This window comes from Christiangramia pacifica (assembly GCF_057221535.1).
The window spans coordinates 2442949-2460689 of the sequence record NZ_CM170146.1; the positions used below are offsets into that span (position 1 = coordinate 2442949).

Sequence of the window (17741 nt, forward strand, 5' to 3'; positions counted from 1 at the left end):
TGCAGGAATTTGGAATATTCTGATTTATTAGGAACCAAAGTTTTTTTGTATTAATTATTTGGTTATTAGGATAATATAGAAGATGATTTTCAACATACAAAAGACTAATTTTAGGCATTGAGAATCATGTATATTCGAATTCCGTAATTGAAATATAAAGTGGTAAAAAAAGAAGAAATCGAAGTTTTTATTCTAGCCGGGGGCAAGGGCAAAAGGATGGGAGCAGACAAAGGTCTGGTTAAGTTTAAAGGAAAGGCGATGATCCTGCATATTCTTAAAGTTCTTGATGAATTAGATTTAAAGACTAGTATAGTTAGTAGTAACCAAGAATATCTGAAATTTGGGAAGCCTGTTTACAAGGACATAATTCCAAATAAAGGACCTTTAGGAGGATTGTATACTTCTCTTATTTATTCCCAGGCTCCTATGGTTTTATTACTGGCTTGCGATATGCCGAAAATAAATGGAAACGGAATAAATAACTTAATAGGATTTGCTGAAAAAGGAATTATAACTGTTGCTACAAACATTACCCAAATTTCACCATTATTTGCATGTTACCCGAAAGGTTTGAAAGAGAAGGTGGAAATCGCATTACAGGAAGGCGAATTGAAAATGCAAGATTTTATAACAAAGCAAACTTATAAATTACTGGATCTAAATACTCTTTCAAATGCCGAGGTTTTACAAAATTTAAATACCGTCGAAGAATTAAGAGCTGCCGAAAAAGAATGATTAGCAAGTTATATTATTAGAAAAATGTTTAGATCAATAGCCAGGTTAAAAATTTTCTTGCTAACGCTGCTGATTATTGAAAATAAACCTTTATTGACTATAGTTAGAGTTTTTCAGATTTTACTGACTTAAAATTCTTTTCAGTGTATCTTTTCTTATAGAACCCGAACAGTGTTTAAGTATATAAATATTACCGGTCTTTTATAAATCACTAATGATTAATTGCTTTTTGTCGGTTCAATTGGTTACTTCCCAATACAGAAGTTTTCAACTCCTAATTTTGCTGGGCTTAGCTAAAAATGAGGTGTAATCCAGGTACAAAACCATTTCTAACATCTTAAAATAACTACTAAAATGTTGCATAAAATACAGTCATTAAATAATATTAGTAAAATAAGGCATTGAGCTAATATTGAGTTTATACTTCGAATTGGCTCCAAGTAGGACCCATCATAGAACAACTACTTAAAATACTTCCAGGTACAAAAACTTACATTAGAAGCCTTACAAGATATGCCATAGACCTAGAGAATGAACAAATCAAACAAGCCCTCTTAAAAAACAAAAACCTTCCAGTGACTAATCTTTGAAAATGGAGATACTAGAAAACAACTAATCGCACGAAGTAGGTGCCTACTCTATAAAGCCGGAAAAACCAACAATAAACCACACAAAACCTGAAAACGAAATAATAACTGCAAGTAATGTAAAATGGGGGTGGTTATCCCTTGTAAGGAAATTCAAGTTCTGTGGGAGCAAATCCTGGAGAGACTCAACTGAAGCTTTAGTTTCAGGATTCTTATTGAAATTTTATGAAGGATTTTCACAACACCACATATTTATAAACTGAGCTAAAAACGTTGTAAAATCATATATAAACAATAATCAATAAAAATTTAATTTCGAATAGTTCGGTTTGTTCGAAACCATAACTATTTTTGCCTGGATTTTACTGTGGGTGAGTTAATAATTATCGACAATGAGGAGAAAAAACAATTCGAAATGAAAGAAAAAATATGCAGAGAAAAAATGGACTTAGTTGAAAAACTAGGTGTGCATTTAGAGAATAGAGAACAGTTAGCTCCATTTGCGGCACGTATTTTAGCTTATATCATTCTTACAGGTAAAATAGGTACCACATTTGACGATATGGTGACAATCCTTCGCGCAAGTAAGAGTACTATTTCTACACACCTCAATCATTTACAGGATTTAAAAAAAATAGTGTATATCACAAAAACTGGAGATCGCAAAAGATATTTCATTATAAATAAGGATTTGATTGTTCAGTACATCGATGCTATGATAAATGAATGGCAAGAAGTTAAAGCGTTACATTTAGAAATAAAGAAATATAAAGAGACGATTAACACACAAAAAATTATAAATGAAGAAGAAAAATTCGATTTAAATTTTCATAATGACTATATCAAATTTTTAGATGAAGCAAGTATGTCAATAAAACAATTAAGAGAGAACCAGTTTAATATTTAAAGTCAGATTAAAAATGAAATCCAATAAACTGATAACCATCTAGTCACTAAGTGTATGCTTAGTCATTGTAAGTTGTAGTGATAAACAAGAAAACCCACAAGTTTCTCAAAGGCCACCTGTACCTTTTCCAGTAACACAACTGCAACCTAAAACAGTTACAGGATTTACAGAATAGCCGGCAGCCAGTGAGGGCATAATAAACAGTGATGTTAGAGCTAAAACATCTGGTTACATTCAAAAAGTATTGGTGGACGAAGGGCAAAAAATTACGAAAATGCGAAGTGTTATATAAGTTTGAGACACAGCCGTTGAGTCAAGGTGCTGCAGCCGCAAAGCACTTATCAATGTGGCACAAGTAAAGCCAAGACTCAAAAAGAAGTTGCATTTGCACAGCAACAGCAAGCCTTACTTGAGTTTAAGAAGACCCTGTTGATTGCCGGGAGTGAAGTATCTAATGCGTTGTTTACCTTTGAATCTGAAACTAAAAAATTCGAGTTTAGAAAAAATGAAGTTGAAGAAAGTTACAACAATTAGTTTCGCTTGTAGACTAATATGAAGCGCTGCGCGGCGGATGGAGATAATATTAAATACTTAATAAACCTTTTTAATCAAAACTATGTGCTCAATCCTAGTTGCGACAAATTTTTCTAAAACATCAGACAATGCTGTTCTGTATTCAGCATCATTAGCTCAACTGTTAAATACAAAACTGGTGTTTTTTAATGCTTTTAAGTTGCCCTCACTCACAGCACACAACGAACCAAAAAAATAAAGAAACAGATACTGGCAAAAAAGCTTACTGATGGCCAAATGATCAAAATACCAAAGGCTGAAAAAACCCGTCTGATTTTTACCTATTCGAACAATCGAGCGGCAAAAGATGAGCACAACCGAGAAAGAGGATTGCAGCGCCTGCAAAAGCGGATAAAATCTGGAAAGCTCACCAGATCCAACATCAACAATAAGGGTTACAATAAATATCTAAAAATGCAGGGAGATGTGACCATTGAAATTGATTATGAAAAATTCTGGAAAGACAACGCCTGGGATGGATTGAAAGGCTACGCAACCAATACAGAACTATCAGGTCAACTCGTAGTCGAAAATTATAAAAACTTATGGCATATTGAAAAAGCCTTCAGAATGTCAAAGACCGATTTACGAATACGGCCCATTTACCACAGATTGCGTCACCGGATCGAAGCCCATATCTGCATCTCATTTACGGTTTATAGTATTTACAAGGAATTGGAAAGGCAGCTCCATGCCGAAAAATCTACTATATCAATAAGAAAAGCAGCAGAACTCACACATAATATTTATCAAATAACTTATACCCTTCCTGATTCTAAACAAACTAAATCAAAGTTCCTGAAAATGGATGATCAGCAGGCTGAATTATATCAAATCATCGAGAAAAATTTCTAGGGTATTGCAACGCTGAAGATAGGAGAAAGCGGTCAAAGCCGTACAACTTACCCTAGAAGGTCAGGCGCATGTAAGCCAGGCGCATAGAGCATTCTCGGTAAAGTCGCTACAATCTTTGTCAACAACATCAGTAGGGAGGCAAAGGTCACCACTGATAAATGGAAAGGAGACAGATCCATTGCAAAGGCCTATGATATCGATTAGATAGAAATTAAGAATGGAACCAACTTTAGGGACCTGCATACCATGATACCCCAGATAAAGTCATGGACTCATCGTTGAACAACCTTGATATCTACAGGTATTTCAACAAGTTCTGCTTTAGGAGCGATTCTTTCCAAAGCAAGGAAACCTGATAGAAAAAAATGATCAAGGCCGATAGAAAGGCGTATCAGAAACAAATTATAAGTAACTACTGGCCTCTATAAAATTTAATTCTTATCAATTATCCAAACTTATATCCTGAAACTTTAACACCCATGAGTAATCCCGAATAATCATGAGAGCCCTTATCAATGCCAGCAGCACCGGCAACTACAAACAGTGGTGCCAGATGTTCACTTCTTGGATGGCTTTCTCTTGCTTTCGGTGCATTCTTCCAGTTAATGAGCATTTCATTTCGCTTTTTAGCATCATTTATCTCAACTGTCTGGGTGAGCCAATCATCGAATTGCATTGAAACACCTGTAGCTGAAGAACTACCCGACATAAACCCTTGCATATTATGGTAGCTCATTCCTGAACCTATAATCAACACACCTTCATTTCGTAAAGGTTCAAGCACTTCGCCAAGGTTTATATGCGTTTCAGGGTCAAAGGAATTGACCAGGGAAAGCTGAACCACCGGAATATTGGCTTTTGGGAAAGCAATCATTAAAGGCACAAATATTCCATGGTCAAAGCCTCTTTCGTAGTCTCTTTTTGTTTTAAAACCGCTTTCTTTTAACAGATTTTCAGTCTGTTCAGCCAATTCGGGATTACCGGGAGCTGGCCATTTTAAATGATATGTAGATTCAGGAAAGCCATAATAATCATATAGCAAATGTGGGTTTGAACCGAATTGCAGCGTCGGCAAATCCTCTTCCCAATGTCCTGAAACAACAAGAATAGCTTTTATCTTTTGGCTGTATTGCTCACCAAAATTTTTAAGGTATTTCCTTAACCGACCATATCCAATAGGGTCGCCCATGCCATTTTTAGTTACATGCCACGGACCACCACCATGAGGTATAAAATATACGGGTAACTTTCCCATTCTGTATCCTTTTTTTCTTATCGCTTTCAATGCAGTTTCCCCACTTATTAGTTGGTCGAGCCTCGTGTTTAAATTGTTTTAGTGCATCGCAGCAGGTTTACAAACGCTGAAGTATTCAAAATCTGTGCACAGCGAAAGTAAACCAGATAATTTCATTGATCATACAACACTTAAATGGTACAGTGCCTCTTCTACAGTAGCCGATAACGAATAATTATTTTCTTCATTGACAAAAATTTTATTTGCTATTTGTAAAACCAATTCTTTCATGGGGTACTTTGACAAAAATTCCTTCTGATTCGGCAAAAAGCACCCCATCTCCATCAAACATTTTTCCCGCGATATAGACTTTTTTACCTTCAGTTTTTTCGATTGTGGCAGTCATATACATGGTGGTTTCAACCGGTAATGGCCTGTGATAATTTAGCGTCAAGTTCCCGGTAACAGCAGGCATATGATTTAAAAAGGCTACCCCTCCCATGGCTTCATCCATTACAGATGCAATGGCACCACCGTGAACAATTCCAGGGGCTCCCTGGGTTTCAACGTGAAATAAAACCCTGACGTAGAATTTCAACAAGCTTTCATCATGATAATATTGTACATCTATGTAATTCTGTTGCTTCCCTGAAACAAATGAATATGTGTACAAACTCATATCATAAGGTTTTAAATTTTGAAATTCATCAGGAATTTTCATGTTATTCATTTTTACGTGTGATTTATCTCAAATTAATGAATCCCCCGAGGCAAAGTCTCGGGGGGATTCTGTTGGTCAAACAATTACAATTACAAGAAATTGTCGGTGTTGGTTCTGTCCATGTAAGTGAATTGCAACATCCAATGTGGATAAATTGGGTCTAATTTGCTTAATTCATCCAGGCGGCTTACTTCCTCGGCACTCATTTCCCATTCGGTTGCTTTAAGGTTATCTTCCAGTTGGTGTGGTTTGGTGGCACCCACCAGGACTGAAGAAACCACCGGTTTTCTGAGCAGGTAATTTAATGCTGCCTGCGCAATACTCGCATTGTGATTGTTAGCAATTTCTTCCAGGGCATCTACAATAACATAAGCTTTTTCCTCATCTATCGGGATAAAGTTTTGCTCTTCATTGGTTCTTCTGGAATCTTCGGGCATGGGTTTGTCCTTCCTGTATTTTCCTGTCAGGAAACCACCTCCCAACGGCGACCATGGGGTCAATCCCAAACCTTGATCTTCAAGCAGCGGAGTTAATTCATATTCCACATCCCTGGAAATCAATGAATAGATAGCTTGAAGTGACACAAACTTTTCAAAGTGATTTTCTTTAGATATAGCCAAAGCTTTCATCAACTGCCATGCCGTGAAATTACTGGCACCAATGTACCTCACTTTTCCCTGATGCACCAAATCTGATAGAGCGCCCAAAGTTTCTTCAAGGGGGGTAACAGGATCAAAACTGTGCATCACATAAAGGTCGATATAGTCGGTGCCTAATCTCTTTAGGCTATTATTACAGCTCTCAATAATGTGTTTACGGGACAAGCCCACATCATTAATGTCCTTGCTCATCCGCCCCCTTACCTTAGTGGCAAGCACTACTTCGTTACGTTTCTCTTTTAGTGCTTTACCCAGAATTTCTTCAGATTGACCGTGGGAATATACATCGGCCGTGTCAAAAAAGTTTACGCCGGCATCAAGAGCCATATCCACTATTTTTTTGCTGGCTGGGTAATCTAAATTACCGACTACTTTCCAGTAGCCCTCGCCGCCAAAACTCATAGCTCCTAAGCAAAGTTCGGATACCATTAAACCAGATTTTCCTAATTGTCTGTACTTCATAATTTTGTTTTTAAGTGTTAATTATTAAATATATTAATGTAAAGCCTTTAACTCAAATATTTTTCTGTACGCCTCATAATCAACACATATTGAGGAAATTATAATTTCATAGGTTTCCAAAATGCTTTGATAATTTAATGAGCTGTTCTTTCACTGATCATCGCCAGGCTTAATAACCGATTGATCGAGTATGCTCAATTTGATTTTTCCTGTTTTTTTATTTGATCTGCATACTATATGCTAATTCTTATCGCCAATAAGTTTCAAAATATCCTTTTCTATTTTTTCAGGTTTATCAGTTGGGGCAAACCGTTTTACCGGGTTACCGTTTTTATCGATTAAAAATTTGGTGAAATTCCATTTGATACGGTTTCCGAGAAAACCTCCTTTTCTCTTCTTGAGATAAGCGAATACCGGATGAGTGTTTTTACCGTTTACATCAATTTTTTCGGTAAGCTGAAAGGTAACACCATGATTAATTTTGCAAGCTTCCTCTACCGTATCGTTTGTTTCAGGCTCCTGGTTCAGAAATTGCGCGCTGGGAAATCCTAAAACAACCAACCCTTTGTCTTTGTACTTTTGGTGCAGTGCTTCTAAACCGTCAAATTGTGGGGCAAGGCCACATTTTGTAGCCGTATTAACAACCAATATTGTTTTACCTTCGAAATCTTTCATTTCAATAATTTCTCCATTGGGCTTTTTAGCTTGTAGCTGATAAAATTCTGATTCCATAGCATTTGTACTTTTTATTTATTTCAATAAATTTTACCATAAAATTTTTTAACAAAAGCTGTCTTGCACGTATCTCCCATCTACTAAACTTTTAAATTACTTATAATATCTAACCGTAGTTTGCGTCTTGACAATAAGTTCTTGCTTTGTTGGAACCCTCTAAATACAATCACATCATTAAATAAAAGCGTTTGGTGCCGAAAGCATTCCTAATTTCATTGTTCTGAACAATCTAATGGGCAAGCTTGCTTTGATTTGTTTGGGTACAATTTTATTTAGAACTCAATAGGTACTTCTTTGGACATACGAAAACGATTTCCCAGGATTTTATTTGAATAATAATTATAGAGGTAAGTATTTAATTTTCTATGTTAACAAATAATCCGTCAATTAATAGTTCTGAAATCTCTATACGTTTTTGTGAGTTTTCCATTGAGTTTAAATGATCCTTTTTAACCTTACACATGCCTAGAAAAATAAAATTTAGCAAATCTTTGTTCACTGATCTTTTCAGTAGTTTCTCCTTTCGTAATTCTTGATAAATAGGACCCATAATTTTCAAAATGGCAGTATGTTGGTCATACTCTAATTCTACCCACAACCTCCTATGGGTATTTTTAAGTTGTTGAATAAAAAGAAAGTTTTCACAGGTAAATGTCAGAATAAATTTAGCTATGTGTTTTAATTTTTCTTTTTGCGTAATATTATTTCTTTCATTAATATCATGCAACGATTTTATGAATATAGACGATAAATTTTTTGTGACCAGGATAAGTAACTCATTTTTATTACTCACTGTGTTATACAAAGTTTTTTTTGAGATAGCTAAACTCTCCGCGATATCATCCATAGAGACTGATTTTATACCTTGCTGGTAATAGAGTTTACATGCAACCTCCAATATCTCCTCCAATCGGGTCATTTTATTTAATTATAGTATTCATCGCAGGCTTTTTAAAAACCTATTATAGTTAATTGTTTCAAATAATTCAGGAATTACCAACTTCAATTTATCAGCATAATAAAGTTAAAGATATTCTCTGATTAAAATCCATTGATTCGACAATATATTTATATTTGTCTAAAATTAGACAATTTTATAAATTTTGTCAAATGAACAACGACTTAATAAAGGCACATATTATAAATTCATCAAAAAATGTATTTAAAGAGCGTGGTTTCAGCCAAATTACGATGAGTGATATTGCAAATGCATCTAACAAAGGAAGAAGTACTATTTATTATTATTTTAAAAATAAAGAAGAAGTCTTTGAGGAAGTTGCCTTACTTGAATATTTAACTATTATACAGCCTGCTAAAACAAAAATTGCTCCCTCTCGCAGCATTGAGGAAAATTTAACAGGATATGTCGCCGGTAAACTCAATAGCCTATTCAAAAAAATAGAAGGATATAGATTTTTAGTTGAAGATATAAAACAGAATCCCCACCTCAATAACTTAATATATTTTAAAATAAGGCATTTAGAAAATGAAATCTTCACAAACATTCTTACCTGGGCTTTGGAGAATGATGAAATCGCATCTATAAGCGATGATGATATTAAATTTTTGGCAATGGCCATGGGTACTGCTCTCAATAGTTTAGAAAAAGAAATGCTCCTATATGGTACCTTGGACAATATGGATATTAGATTACAGTGGCTGGTTAGCCTGCTTATAAAAGGTCTAAAATATGATCAATAAATTAAACTCTCTATTAGCTAAACGTATGCGTCAATTCTATCCCGGTCTTTTGCTCTGCATCACTTTTATAATATTTCAAGCTTGTAAAAAAGATGAGAAAACACAAGAAATTCAACCTATCGACGTAAAAACAATCCTTGTTGGAGAGCAGTCATTCAAAAATAATAGTAATGTTTTATCTGCTACAGGAAGGATAGCTGCAGATAAAAATGTGAAGCTTAGTTTTCAGGTATCTGGAACTATCGAGCAATTCCCGGTTAAGATGGGCGAATATGTTAAACAAAATGATCTCATCGCTAGTATAGATGCTACAACTTATCAAAAGCAATATGAAACCCAAAAAGCACAGGCAGATCTGGCTGAGGATAATTATGCCCGGGTAAAAGAAGTGTATGAAAAAGGAAGTATTGCAGAAGTTAGAATGGTAGAGGCCCGCTCTAATTACCAACAAGCACAAGCTGCTGCAGAAGCAAGCTATCAAAATGTAAAACACACCAGCATCAGGGCTCCTTTTAGTGGTTATGTTGGGGAAAAAATGATGGAAGCAGGAGACTTGGCCTCACCCGGCCAACCTGTTGTCTATTTTTTTAATATTGATAAGCTTAAAGCAATTATCCCTATTCCTGATGACGAGATTAACCAGTATGAAAAAGGGGACAAAGCCGTAGTAAAAGTAGATGCGTTAAATAAAGAATATGAGGGTGAAATTACGGAACTATCTGTACAGACAGATAGTTCTAACCCCACATATACAGCACAAATAAGTATTAATAATCCTACCGGAAAAATTAAACCTGGGATGACTTGCACCGTTTCTATTTTAGAAAAGTTAGAAGCTAAAGAAGAGAGCTCTGCCACCATAATAGTACCGGTAGAAACCGTATCTGTAACCGATGGAAATGAAAACTTCGTATATGTAGTCAATAATCAAAATAAAGCCAAAAGGCGTATTGTAAAGACCGGAAAATTAACTGACGAGGGTATAGCCATTACAGAAGGTTTAAAAAATGGCGAACAGCTTATAACCTCTGGTTATCACAAACTCACCGAAAATACACCGGTAAATATTGTTAATAAATAATAAGCCCCTTATTTTATGAAAAAACAAGGTTCTATAATAGAATGGGCGATGCAGAACAAAGCTTTTCCCGTGGCACTGGCTTTTGTTTTTGTTGTGATTGGCCTGCTAGGCTTATTCAATATGCCACGAAACGAGTTTCCGGAGTTTACCATTAGGCAAGGATTGGTTATGGGATTTTACCCCGGTGCCAATTCAGAAGAAGTTGAAGAGCAACTTACTGCTAAAGTGGAAGCTTTTCTATTTAGTTACAATGAAGTAGATAAAGAAAAAACCTATTCTTATTCGCAGGATGGGGCAATGTATATTTATGTAGAAATAGACAGTCGAGTAGGGCCAGACGAAACTTCGCAGTTTTGGAATAAGCTAAAAAACGACATTTTTGTTTTTCAACAACGCGAAGTGCCACCCGGCGTTAAGGGTATCCTTGTTAACAGCGATTTTGGAAGTACGGCCGCAATGATTATAGCGGTGGAATCTAAAACGAGGCCTTATAAAGATCTACAGCTACATGTTGAAGAAATTGAAGATAAACTCCGCCAGGTTAAAGGTATGGCCAAGATAAGCCATTCTGGAGGCCTTACAGAGCAGATTGCTATATATATAGATCAAAATGAGTTAGCACAATACGGTATTAGTCCAGGAGAGTTAATGCAGAGCCTGCAAACACAAGGTACTGTAAGGCCAAGTGGAACTTTAGAGTCACCAGGGTTTGATAGGCCCATTCATATGGACGTTTTTTTAGAAAACATAACAGATATAGCTAATCACATTGTAAGTACCGGTGAAGATGGCAGAGTTGTCAGGATCAAAGATATTGCTGAATTAAAAAGAGAGTATGAAGACCCAAATTCATTTATAACCACGAGCGGAACAAAAGCAATGATCATCACTTTAGAGATGGCTTCGGGCAACAATATTGTCCAGTTTGGAGATAGGATAGATGAAAAACTTGATTTAATTAAAAATCAGCTTCCAGAAGATATCCAAGTAAGGAAAATTGCTAATCAGCCCAGTGTTGTACAAGATGCTATAAGCCATTTTTTAAAAGAATTTGGCTATGCCCTTTTAGGAGTGGTCATCGTTACCTTGTTTTTGCTGCCTTTTAGGATAGCTTCTGTTGCGGCAGCAACTATCCCTATTACTATTTTATCTACACTTGCACTTATGTATATGTTGGGAATGGAACTAAATACCGTTACCCTTGCAGCACTAATTATTGTATTAGGGATAGTAGTAGACGATCCCATTGTTGTAATTGATAATCACGTAGAAAAATTAGATGAAGGACAATCTGTTTGGGAAGCGGCAAAGAATAGTGCCTTAGAACTTTTCCCCTCTGTATTTACTGCAACACTGGCCATATCTGCTACCTTTTTACCTTTGGTGTTTTTTATGTCGGGAATCGCAAAAGACTTCCTTAGCACATTTCCATATACCATAATGATCGCATTATTTCTCTCACTCGCCATCTCTGTATTGCTTGTACCCTATTTTAATACCTTATTCATTAAAAAAGGATTGCAGAACAAAAAAAATAATCAAAAAGAGCAGAAAAAATCTTTGTTAGACCGCTTGCAAAATATTTTTGATAGGAGTGTGGAAAAAGCGATGAAACACTATAAACTTACGCTTGTTGCAGGAATAGCATCAGTGCTTATAGGTATATTTCTTTTCTCCAATTTGTCGCAAGAATTGTTTCCGGTAATCGAAAGAAATCAATTTGCCGTAGAGGTCTACCTTTCTAAAAATAGCAGCCTTGAAAAAACGCAAAGCGTAGTTGAAGAATTTGAAAAGATCCTTGCAAAAGATGAGCGCGTTGAAGATTATACAAGTTTTATAGGTGAAAGTTCGCCACGTTTTCATATGGTCTATGCCCCAAATCTTCCAGCAAAGAACTATGCCCAGGTTTTGGTTACCACCTCCTCAGATGATGCTACAGTAGAAGTGCTTAAAGAATATGATGCGAAATACGCCAACATGTTTCCCAATGCATATTTAAGAATGAAACAACTTAATATGATAGCGAAACCGGCACAGGTGGAAGTTCGGCTTTTTGGGCAAGATATAAATACACTAAAGGAGTATGGAGATAAGATTATTGACCTTTCTCGCAAAACCCCACAAACCATTTGGTCCAGGACTAATTATGGTGAAATTCAGCAAACCATCTCTATTGATGTTAAAGAAGAAGAAGCGTCCCGTGTAGGCCTAACAAGAGAACATATTGCCAACACTATTGCTATGAATATGGAGGGGCTAATAGCAACGCAAGTCTGGGATGATGAATATGGCATAAACGTTAAGATAAAATCTAAGAACCCAACCGACCAAAAAGTATCAACAATAAGGGAATTAGCAATAATTTCACCTAGAACAGGTACAAGTATTCCCCTACGGCAAATTGCGAATATCAAACCCGATTGGGAACAGGAACAAATTGTGAGGCGTAATGGAATACGATGTTTAACGGTACGGATAGATATTGCTAAAGGAGCTGTTGCCAATGAAGTGCTCGCAAAATTACGTCCAAAAATAGAAGAATTAGAAATTCCTGATAATATTACAATTGGTTACGGCGGTGAATACGAAATGTCCCAGGAAAATCTACTACCTATGGGCATTTCTCTATTAATAAGCATCTTCATTATTTTCCTTATCCTGCTTTGGCACTTTAAATCTTTTACATATGCGGTTTTAAGTTTTATCACCATGCCACTCAGCATATTTGGGGCAGCATTAGGCTTATTGTTAATGCAGTATCCTTTTGGGTTTACATCTTTCTTAGGGCTTTTAGCACTTTGTGGAATTGTGGTTAGAAATGGTATTATCCTTATTGATTTTGCAGATGAATTAAGAAGAGATCACGGGTATTCAGTTTTCGAAGCTGCTGCCCAGGCTGCCAAAAGAAGAATGCGACCTATTTTCCTTACCTCTTCTGCAGCAGCAGTTGGTGTGACTCCTATGATCCTTAGTAGATCCACTTTATGGGGGCCTTTAGGTACAGTAATAGCTTTTGGCTTAATGGTTTCGATGGTGCTTACATTATTTGTTTTACCGGTATTGTACTGGTTGTTTTTCAGAAATAAAAAAAATGAAAGTGAAGCATCCCAAGAAAATCAAGCGAATTCCTAATATAACTATAGAAAATATGAATCCAAAGCATAGTTCTTATATCATAGCTTGCAGCCTGTTAAGCTTTCTATCCTTCGGAAGCTTGTTTGCACAGGAAACCTTAAATCTGGAGGAGGTTAAAAAAACTGCGGTATCTCATAGTAATAGTATAAAAAACGGAGAAATAAGAATTGAACAGGCTGAAGCAGCTAAACGTGAAGCAATTGCCAATTACTTTCCCCAAATTAATGGGCAGGGGACCGTTCTTAACGGATTTAACAACAATATTATAGATCCTATCCAGAATATATTACCTATTGGTATTGATAATATCTATCTGGCCAGTGCTGGGGCAACAGAAATAATCTATGCGGGCGGGAAAGTTAGGAACTCAAGCAATTTAGCAGGTTTACAAGTGGAAACCAAGACAATACAGGCAGAGCAGTCTATAGATTCTATACTTTATACAACCGAAGATAAGTATTGGCAATTAGTAAAGGTACAGGAACAACTAAGGTCCATACAAGCAAGCAAAATATACCTCACCGAATTGTTGAAACAACAAGAAGACCTGTTAGGAGCCGGACTTATTGCAAAAAATCAATTACTAAGAGTGAGAACAAATCGTAGTCGTGTGCTTTTACAACAAAGTAAACTTGCGAATATGCGGAAACTGGCATTATTGGACCTTGGCTTATATGTAGGAAAAATTTATGATACTACTACGGTTGCAATAGATACTTTAAGACAAGTAAACCCACCACAGCTTAAATATTCTGAACCAGATTTAGACTTGACCGGCAATGATAATTACCGACTTATCGAAAAGTCGATTGAAGCCGCCAGATTAATGACAAAAATAACTAAAGCCGATCTTTTACCACAAGTTTCAGTGGGTGTGAATGCCGCCTATTTTGGATCGTTTTCCAATAATCTTCCTGGCCAGTTTAAGCCTATTGGGTTGGGAATGGTAAGCATTCCAATTTCCGATTGGTGGGGAGCAGGAAAGGAAAAAGTTCAGCAAAAAATACTTCAGGAAAAAATAGCTCAAAATAATCTGGAAGAGCAAAAAGACCAGCTTAAAATCGGTATTATGAAATCCTGGTATGATCTTATCGATGCCTACAAGCAAATTAATTATGCCCAAGAAAATTTGTATTATACCAACGAGAATTTAAAAGTTCAAAGGGATAATTACAATAGTGGCCTAAATAATTTGACCGATCTATTAGATGCTCAACAACAGGAAGAAGAAGCTGAGGCGAAATATATAAATGCTTATGCTAATTATAAACTGGCAGAATCTAAATACTTGTTTGTTACAGATAATTTAGAAGATAAATATTCTGAACACTATCAAAATTTCAATTAAAAATTTATCATGTTTAGCCACAATTAAATATGCATTTAAGATGCCTATATCATTCAAATTATCTTTTTACACGGCCATTCTAGCGCTACTTTCCTTTCACCAGGTCCAATCTCAGCGTATTACGAGAGATGAATTAAAAGATACTATATTTCCTTCATTTTCAATTTATAAGGATACTTATTTTATAACAGGAGTTCCCACCCATACAGGAATTTCTAAAGAAACTGCAGATGCCAAATACCAGATAAGTTTTAAGCAATTAATGACAAGGCATACATTGCCTTTTAATACTCAGTTGTTTATTACGTACACCCAAAAGGCTTTTTGGGATGTATATGCATTCTCCCGTCCGTTTCAGGAAGTAAATTTTAATCCAGGAATCGGTTTGGGAAAACCTCTGTTCAATAATGATGATAAACTGGTTGGTCTTACAGAATTTAAAATTGAGCATGAGTCTAATGGTCGCGATAGTATTTACTCTAGGAGTTGGAACAGTATATCCCTTAGCTACCATACACGAATTAGCAAGAAAACACTTTTAAGTATAAAGACCTGGTTTCCATTCTCCTATAAATCAGATAATCCAGAGCTAATAAAATATATAGGATATGGTGAAATAAATTTGGTTCATAATATTAGTAATGATTTACAATTGGAACTCAATGCTAAAAAGGGTAATCAATGGAACTGGAAAGGAAGCTTAAGAAGTCGCTTGATTTATTCAATAGCTAAAAGAACGAATCAGTACATTATGTTGGAATGGTTTAATGGCTATGGAGAAAATTTGATTGCTTTTGACAAATATAGAAGTATGCTCCGGATTGGATATATTATCAGGTCAACCGACCTTCAACTATTAAAACCTGCGCAGCTTAGGTAGGTTTTGTCCTTTATATTAAAATAGATTTTATGAAACAAAACTATAATATTGATTTTATTTATTTGATCCATAGCAACCCCCTTTTATCTAAAATTCTTAAATATATAGTTTTTTGGATAGCTTCCTACAGTCTCCTAATGTTCATTGCCCATCAAAATCTACTTGCAATGTACAGTGTGATAGGCCAAAAATTGGAAATTAATCAGGGGCTACCAGTAGGAGATCCCCCTGTTAAATTTACAGTTTTAATAGGAGTTATTTTTGGAACATCGTTGGCTTTGTTGGATCATTTACTTACAAAAATTTATCATCGAAATCACTCATTAGGATTAAATATTCTGGCTGGAGGGTTCATTTACTTTTGTCTACTTGCGGGACTTGTAATTGCTATTAGATCTGCAAGTGAGGTTTTTTCGAACTATTTTATAGAGAAAAATTCATTATCTGCAATAATCTTAGAAGAAAGTGGAGAACGTATTGAATATATTTTATTGATATATACTTTTTTGATGACACTCGTAATCAGTTTCTTCAATCAAATAGCTTCTAAATTCGGCCCAGGCTATTTGTGGTATATGATTCTAGGTACATTCCGCTTTCCTCGAGAGCAAGAGAGGGTTTTTATGTTCTTGGACTTAAATTCATCCACGAGATTAGCCGAAGAATTGGGCCATCTAAAATATAGTTCACTTATTCAGCATTCTTTTCTGGATATAAATAGAATTGTCAGGGAATATCATGCCGAAATTTATCAATACGTGGGGGATGAAATCGTAATTAGCTGGCCACTTCAAAAATTCCAAGGTAACTCTCCAATAGGTTTCCTTTTCTCAGTTCAAGATCAACTTAATTCTAGAGAGGATTTTTACTATAAACAATTTGGAGAGGTTCCTACTTTTAAAGCTGGAATACATATGGGTATGGTTACAGTTATAGAAGTAGGAGATGTTAAAAGGGAACTGGCTTATCATGGCGATACTTTGAATGTTGCTTCAAGGCTAGAAAACCTTTGTAAAAGCTACGATAGCTCATTGTTAATTTCCGGAGAGGTAAAAAATTCTATCCAGGATCAAAACAGGTATCATACAACTTCTTTGGGTCAAAAAAATTTGGAAGGTCGTGAGTCACCGATAGAGGTATTTAGTGTAAGACGCCACACAAATAAATATAAAAATTTAGATAAATGAAAAAAATATACCTTATCGCTTTTTTGGCATTTCAGTCTTTATTATTTAGCCAAAATAAAAAAAATGACAGCCTTCCTACTACACTGGAACTTTTAAAATATGATGGAGTCAGTACTTTCAATGGACTAACTACCACCTACACAAAACCTTTGAAATGGAAAAAAAACAATTTTCTGACAGCTGGAATTATAATAATAGGTACAGGAGCATTGTATCTAATTGACGAAGAGTCTAATATATGGTTTGAAAATCAAGAAAAAGATATTCCAGGAATAATAAAAGACTTCGGCTGGTATTATGGCAGTCCACAAAATAATTACGCAATAAATGGAGTAGTGTATCTGTACGGTTTGATAACGAAAAACCAAAAAATACGAAAAACTGGGGTTTTGCTAATTTCAGCAGCCTCTACAGCTGGCCTTATTCAAACCATTTCTAAAATAACTGTAGGAAGAGGCCGTCCTGGTGCCGGAGAAGGCAAAGGTTCTTTCAAGCCCTTTAGCAAAGAAGGTGGTTTCCATAGCTTCCCTTCTGGACACACCATTCTTTCCTTTACCACAGCCTATGCTATAGGTAAACAATTTAAAAATCCATTACTAAAAGCAGCAATTTACGGAGTGGGAATGATAGCCCCAGTTTCGCGGCTTTGGGCAGGAGCTCATTGGCTAACGGATGTGGGACTCAGCATGGCCATAAGTATTTTGGTAGTTGATACGATAGATAATTATCTAAACACAAAAAGAGATTACGGTCAGGGTTTTAAGAATAGTATAAGCTGGAAATTTAATATAGGTTTAGGAAGAGTAGGATTAATTGGGACTTTCTGATTTTTTAAATAAGTTTTTTTAATCAAAAATTGAAAGAATTTGTTAGAAAGATTTGAAAAAATACCCAAAGGATATTCTATCATTACGATGATTATAGGTCAAACTGAATATTAA

General features: G+C 35.6%; 15 protein-coding genes and 1 pseudogene. 11 read left to right on the forward strand and 5 right to left on the reverse strand.

Translation table 11 applies throughout. The annotated features are described in order from the left end of the window. Positions 1-147: 147 nt before the first annotated feature. From AC2S94_RS11190 to AC2S94_RS11205, 4 genes and pseudogenes are all read left to right on the forward strand, one after another. Positions 148-735 carry a molybdenum cofactor guanylyltransferase gene (locus tag AC2S94_RS11190; RefSeq protein WP_484628694.1) on the forward strand — a complete coding sequence of 196 codons (588 nt, stop codon included), beginning with the start codon at positions 148-150 and terminating at the stop codon, positions 733-735. 1002 nt (positions 736-1737) lie between these two features. Next, positions 1738-2229 (forward strand): GbsR/MarR family transcriptional regulator, encoded by a 492-nt coding sequence (locus AC2S94_RS11195; protein WP_219548108.1) that lies wholly within the window; start codon positions 1738-1740, stop codon positions 2227-2229. Positions 2230-2586: 357 nt separating this feature from the next. Beyond that, a pseudogene (locus AC2S94_RS11200) lies at positions 2587-2745 on the forward strand (TolC family protein); the annotation flags it as partial. 303 nt (positions 2746-3048) lie between these two features. After that, positions 3049-3657: an IS1634 family transposase gene (locus AC2S94_RS11205; protein ID WP_484630912.1), complete on the forward strand. Its 609-nt coding sequence runs from the start codon at positions 3049-3051 to the stop codon at positions 3655-3657. 445 nt (positions 3658-4102) lie between these two features. On the opposite strand, the gene AC2S94_RS11210 is transcribed toward AC2S94_RS11205, so the two are convergent. From AC2S94_RS11210 to AC2S94_RS11230, 5 genes are all read right to left on the reverse strand, one after another. Continuing rightward, a complete protein-coding gene (locus tag AC2S94_RS11210) occupies positions 4103-4912 on the reverse strand; it encodes a DODA-type extradiol aromatic ring-opening family dioxygenase (RefSeq protein WP_300441699.1) in 810 nt (269 codons plus the stop codon). A gap of 238 nt (positions 4913-5150) precedes the next feature. Beyond that, positions 5151-5612 carry a PaaI family thioesterase gene (locus tag AC2S94_RS11215; RefSeq protein ID WP_300441696.1) on the reverse strand — a complete coding sequence of 154 codons (462 nt, stop codon included), beginning with the start codon at positions 5610-5612 and terminating at the stop codon, positions 5151-5153. A gap of 89 nt (positions 5613-5701) precedes the next feature. After that, on the reverse strand, positions 5702-6733 hold the full coding sequence (locus tag AC2S94_RS11220) for an aldo/keto reductase (RefSeq protein WP_300441694.1): 1032 nt from the start codon (positions 6731-6733) through the stop codon (positions 5702-5704). A gap of 240 nt (positions 6734-6973) precedes the next feature. Continuing rightward, complete coding sequence (locus tag AC2S94_RS11225) at positions 6974-7465, reverse strand: glutathione peroxidase (RefSeq protein ID WP_300441692.1); 492 nt, start codon at positions 7463-7465, stop codon at positions 6974-6976. A gap of 358 nt (positions 7466-7823) precedes the next feature. Further along, on the reverse strand, positions 7824-8387 hold the full coding sequence (locus AC2S94_RS11230; protein WP_300441689.1) for a TetR/AcrR family transcriptional regulator: 564 nt from the start codon (positions 8385-8387) through the stop codon (positions 7824-7826). 191 nt (positions 8388-8578) lie between these two features. Between AC2S94_RS11230 and AC2S94_RS11235 the strand changes: the two genes are divergently transcribed. The 7 genes from AC2S94_RS11235 to AC2S94_RS11265 are packed head-to-tail and all read left to right on the forward strand — an operon-like array spanning position 8579 to position 17627. Beyond that, positions 8579-9169, forward strand: coding sequence for a TetR/AcrR family transcriptional regulator (locus AC2S94_RS11235; protein WP_156282229.1), 591 nt, complete (start codon positions 8579-8581; stop codon positions 9167-9169). Continuing rightward, positions 9159-10250, forward strand: a complete 1092-nt coding sequence (locus AC2S94_RS11240; RefSeq protein ID WP_231608405.1) for an efflux RND transporter periplasmic adaptor subunit — start codon at positions 9159-9161, stop codon at positions 10248-10250. The genes AC2S94_RS11235 and AC2S94_RS11240 overlap by 11 nt, the downstream gene beginning before the upstream one ends. Before the next feature lie 15 nt (positions 10251-10265). Beyond that, positions 10266-13382: an efflux RND transporter permease subunit gene (locus tag AC2S94_RS11245; RefSeq protein WP_156282227.1), complete on the forward strand. Its 3117-nt coding sequence runs from the start codon at positions 10266-10268 to the stop codon at positions 13380-13382. Continuing rightward, a complete protein-coding gene (locus AC2S94_RS11250; protein ID WP_300441680.1) occupies positions 13348-14733 on the forward strand; it encodes a TolC family protein in 1386 nt (461 codons plus the stop codon). Before AC2S94_RS11245 ends, AC2S94_RS11250 begins: the two co-directional genes overlap by 35 nt. Positions 14734-14773: 40 nt before the next feature. Then, entirely contained in the window at positions 14774-15613 is an 840-nt protein-coding gene (locus AC2S94_RS11255; RefSeq protein WP_156282225.1) for a phospholipase A, read from the forward strand. A gap of 29 nt (positions 15614-15642) precedes the next feature. Next, the gene (locus AC2S94_RS11260; protein ID WP_156282223.1) at positions 15643-16800 is read left to right on the forward strand and encodes an adenylate/guanylate cyclase domain-containing protein; all 1158 of its coding nucleotides are present in this window, start codon (positions 15643-15645) and stop codon (positions 16798-16800) included. Next, positions 16797-17627: a phosphatase PAP2 family protein gene (locus AC2S94_RS11265; RefSeq protein ID WP_156282221.1), complete on the forward strand. Its 831-nt coding sequence runs from the start codon at positions 16797-16799 to the stop codon at positions 17625-17627. Before AC2S94_RS11260 ends, AC2S94_RS11265 begins: the two co-directional genes overlap by 4 nt. The last annotated feature ends 114 nt before the right edge of the window (positions 17628-17741 follow it).

What these genes read in the sequence shown, in the direction of transcription:
- AC2S94_RS11195 (WP_219548108.1), top strand. Translation starts at nt 1,738, where the DNA reads ATGAAAGAAAAAATATGCAGAGAAAAAATGGACTTAGTTGAAAAACTA.
- AC2S94_RS11210 (WP_300441699.1), bottom strand. Translation starts at nt 4,912, where the DNA reads ATGGGAAAGTTACCCGTATATTTTATACCTCATGGTGGTGGTCCGTGG.
- AC2S94_RS11215 (WP_300441696.1), bottom strand. Translation starts at nt 5,612, where the DNA reads ATGAAAATTCCTGATGAATTTCAAAATTTAAAACCTTATGATATGAGT.
- AC2S94_RS11220 (WP_300441694.1), bottom strand. Translation starts at nt 6,733, where the DNA reads ATGAAGTACAGACAATTAGGAAAATCTGGTTTAATGGTATCCGAACTT.
- AC2S94_RS11225 (WP_300441692.1), bottom strand. Translation starts at nt 7,465, where the DNA reads ATGGAATCAGAATTTTATCAGCTACAAGCTAAAAAGCCCAATGGAGAA.
- AC2S94_RS11230 (WP_300441689.1), bottom strand. Translation starts at nt 8,387, where the DNA reads ATGACCCGATTGGAGGAGATATTGGAGGTTGCATGTAAACTCTATTAC.
- AC2S94_RS11235 (WP_156282229.1), top strand. Translation starts at nt 8,579, where the DNA reads ATGAACAACGACTTAATAAAGGCACATATTATAAATTCATCAAAAAAT.
- AC2S94_RS11240 (WP_231608405.1), top strand. Translation starts at nt 9,159, where the DNA reads ATGATCAATAAATTAAACTCTCTATTAGCTAAACGTATGCGTCAATTC.
- AC2S94_RS11245 (WP_156282227.1), top strand. Translation starts at nt 10,266, where the DNA reads ATGAAAAAACAAGGTTCTATAATAGAATGGGCGATGCAGAACAAAGCT.
- AC2S94_RS11255 (WP_156282225.1), top strand. Translation starts at nt 14,774, where the DNA reads ATGCCTATATCATTCAAATTATCTTTTTACACGGCCATTCTAGCGCTA.
- AC2S94_RS11260 (WP_156282223.1), top strand. Translation starts at nt 15,643, where the DNA reads ATGAAACAAAACTATAATATTGATTTTATTTATTTGATCCATAGCAAC.
- AC2S94_RS11265 (WP_156282221.1), top strand. Translation starts at nt 16,797, where the DNA reads ATGAAAAAAATATACCTTATCGCTTTTTTGGCATTTCAGTCTTTATTA.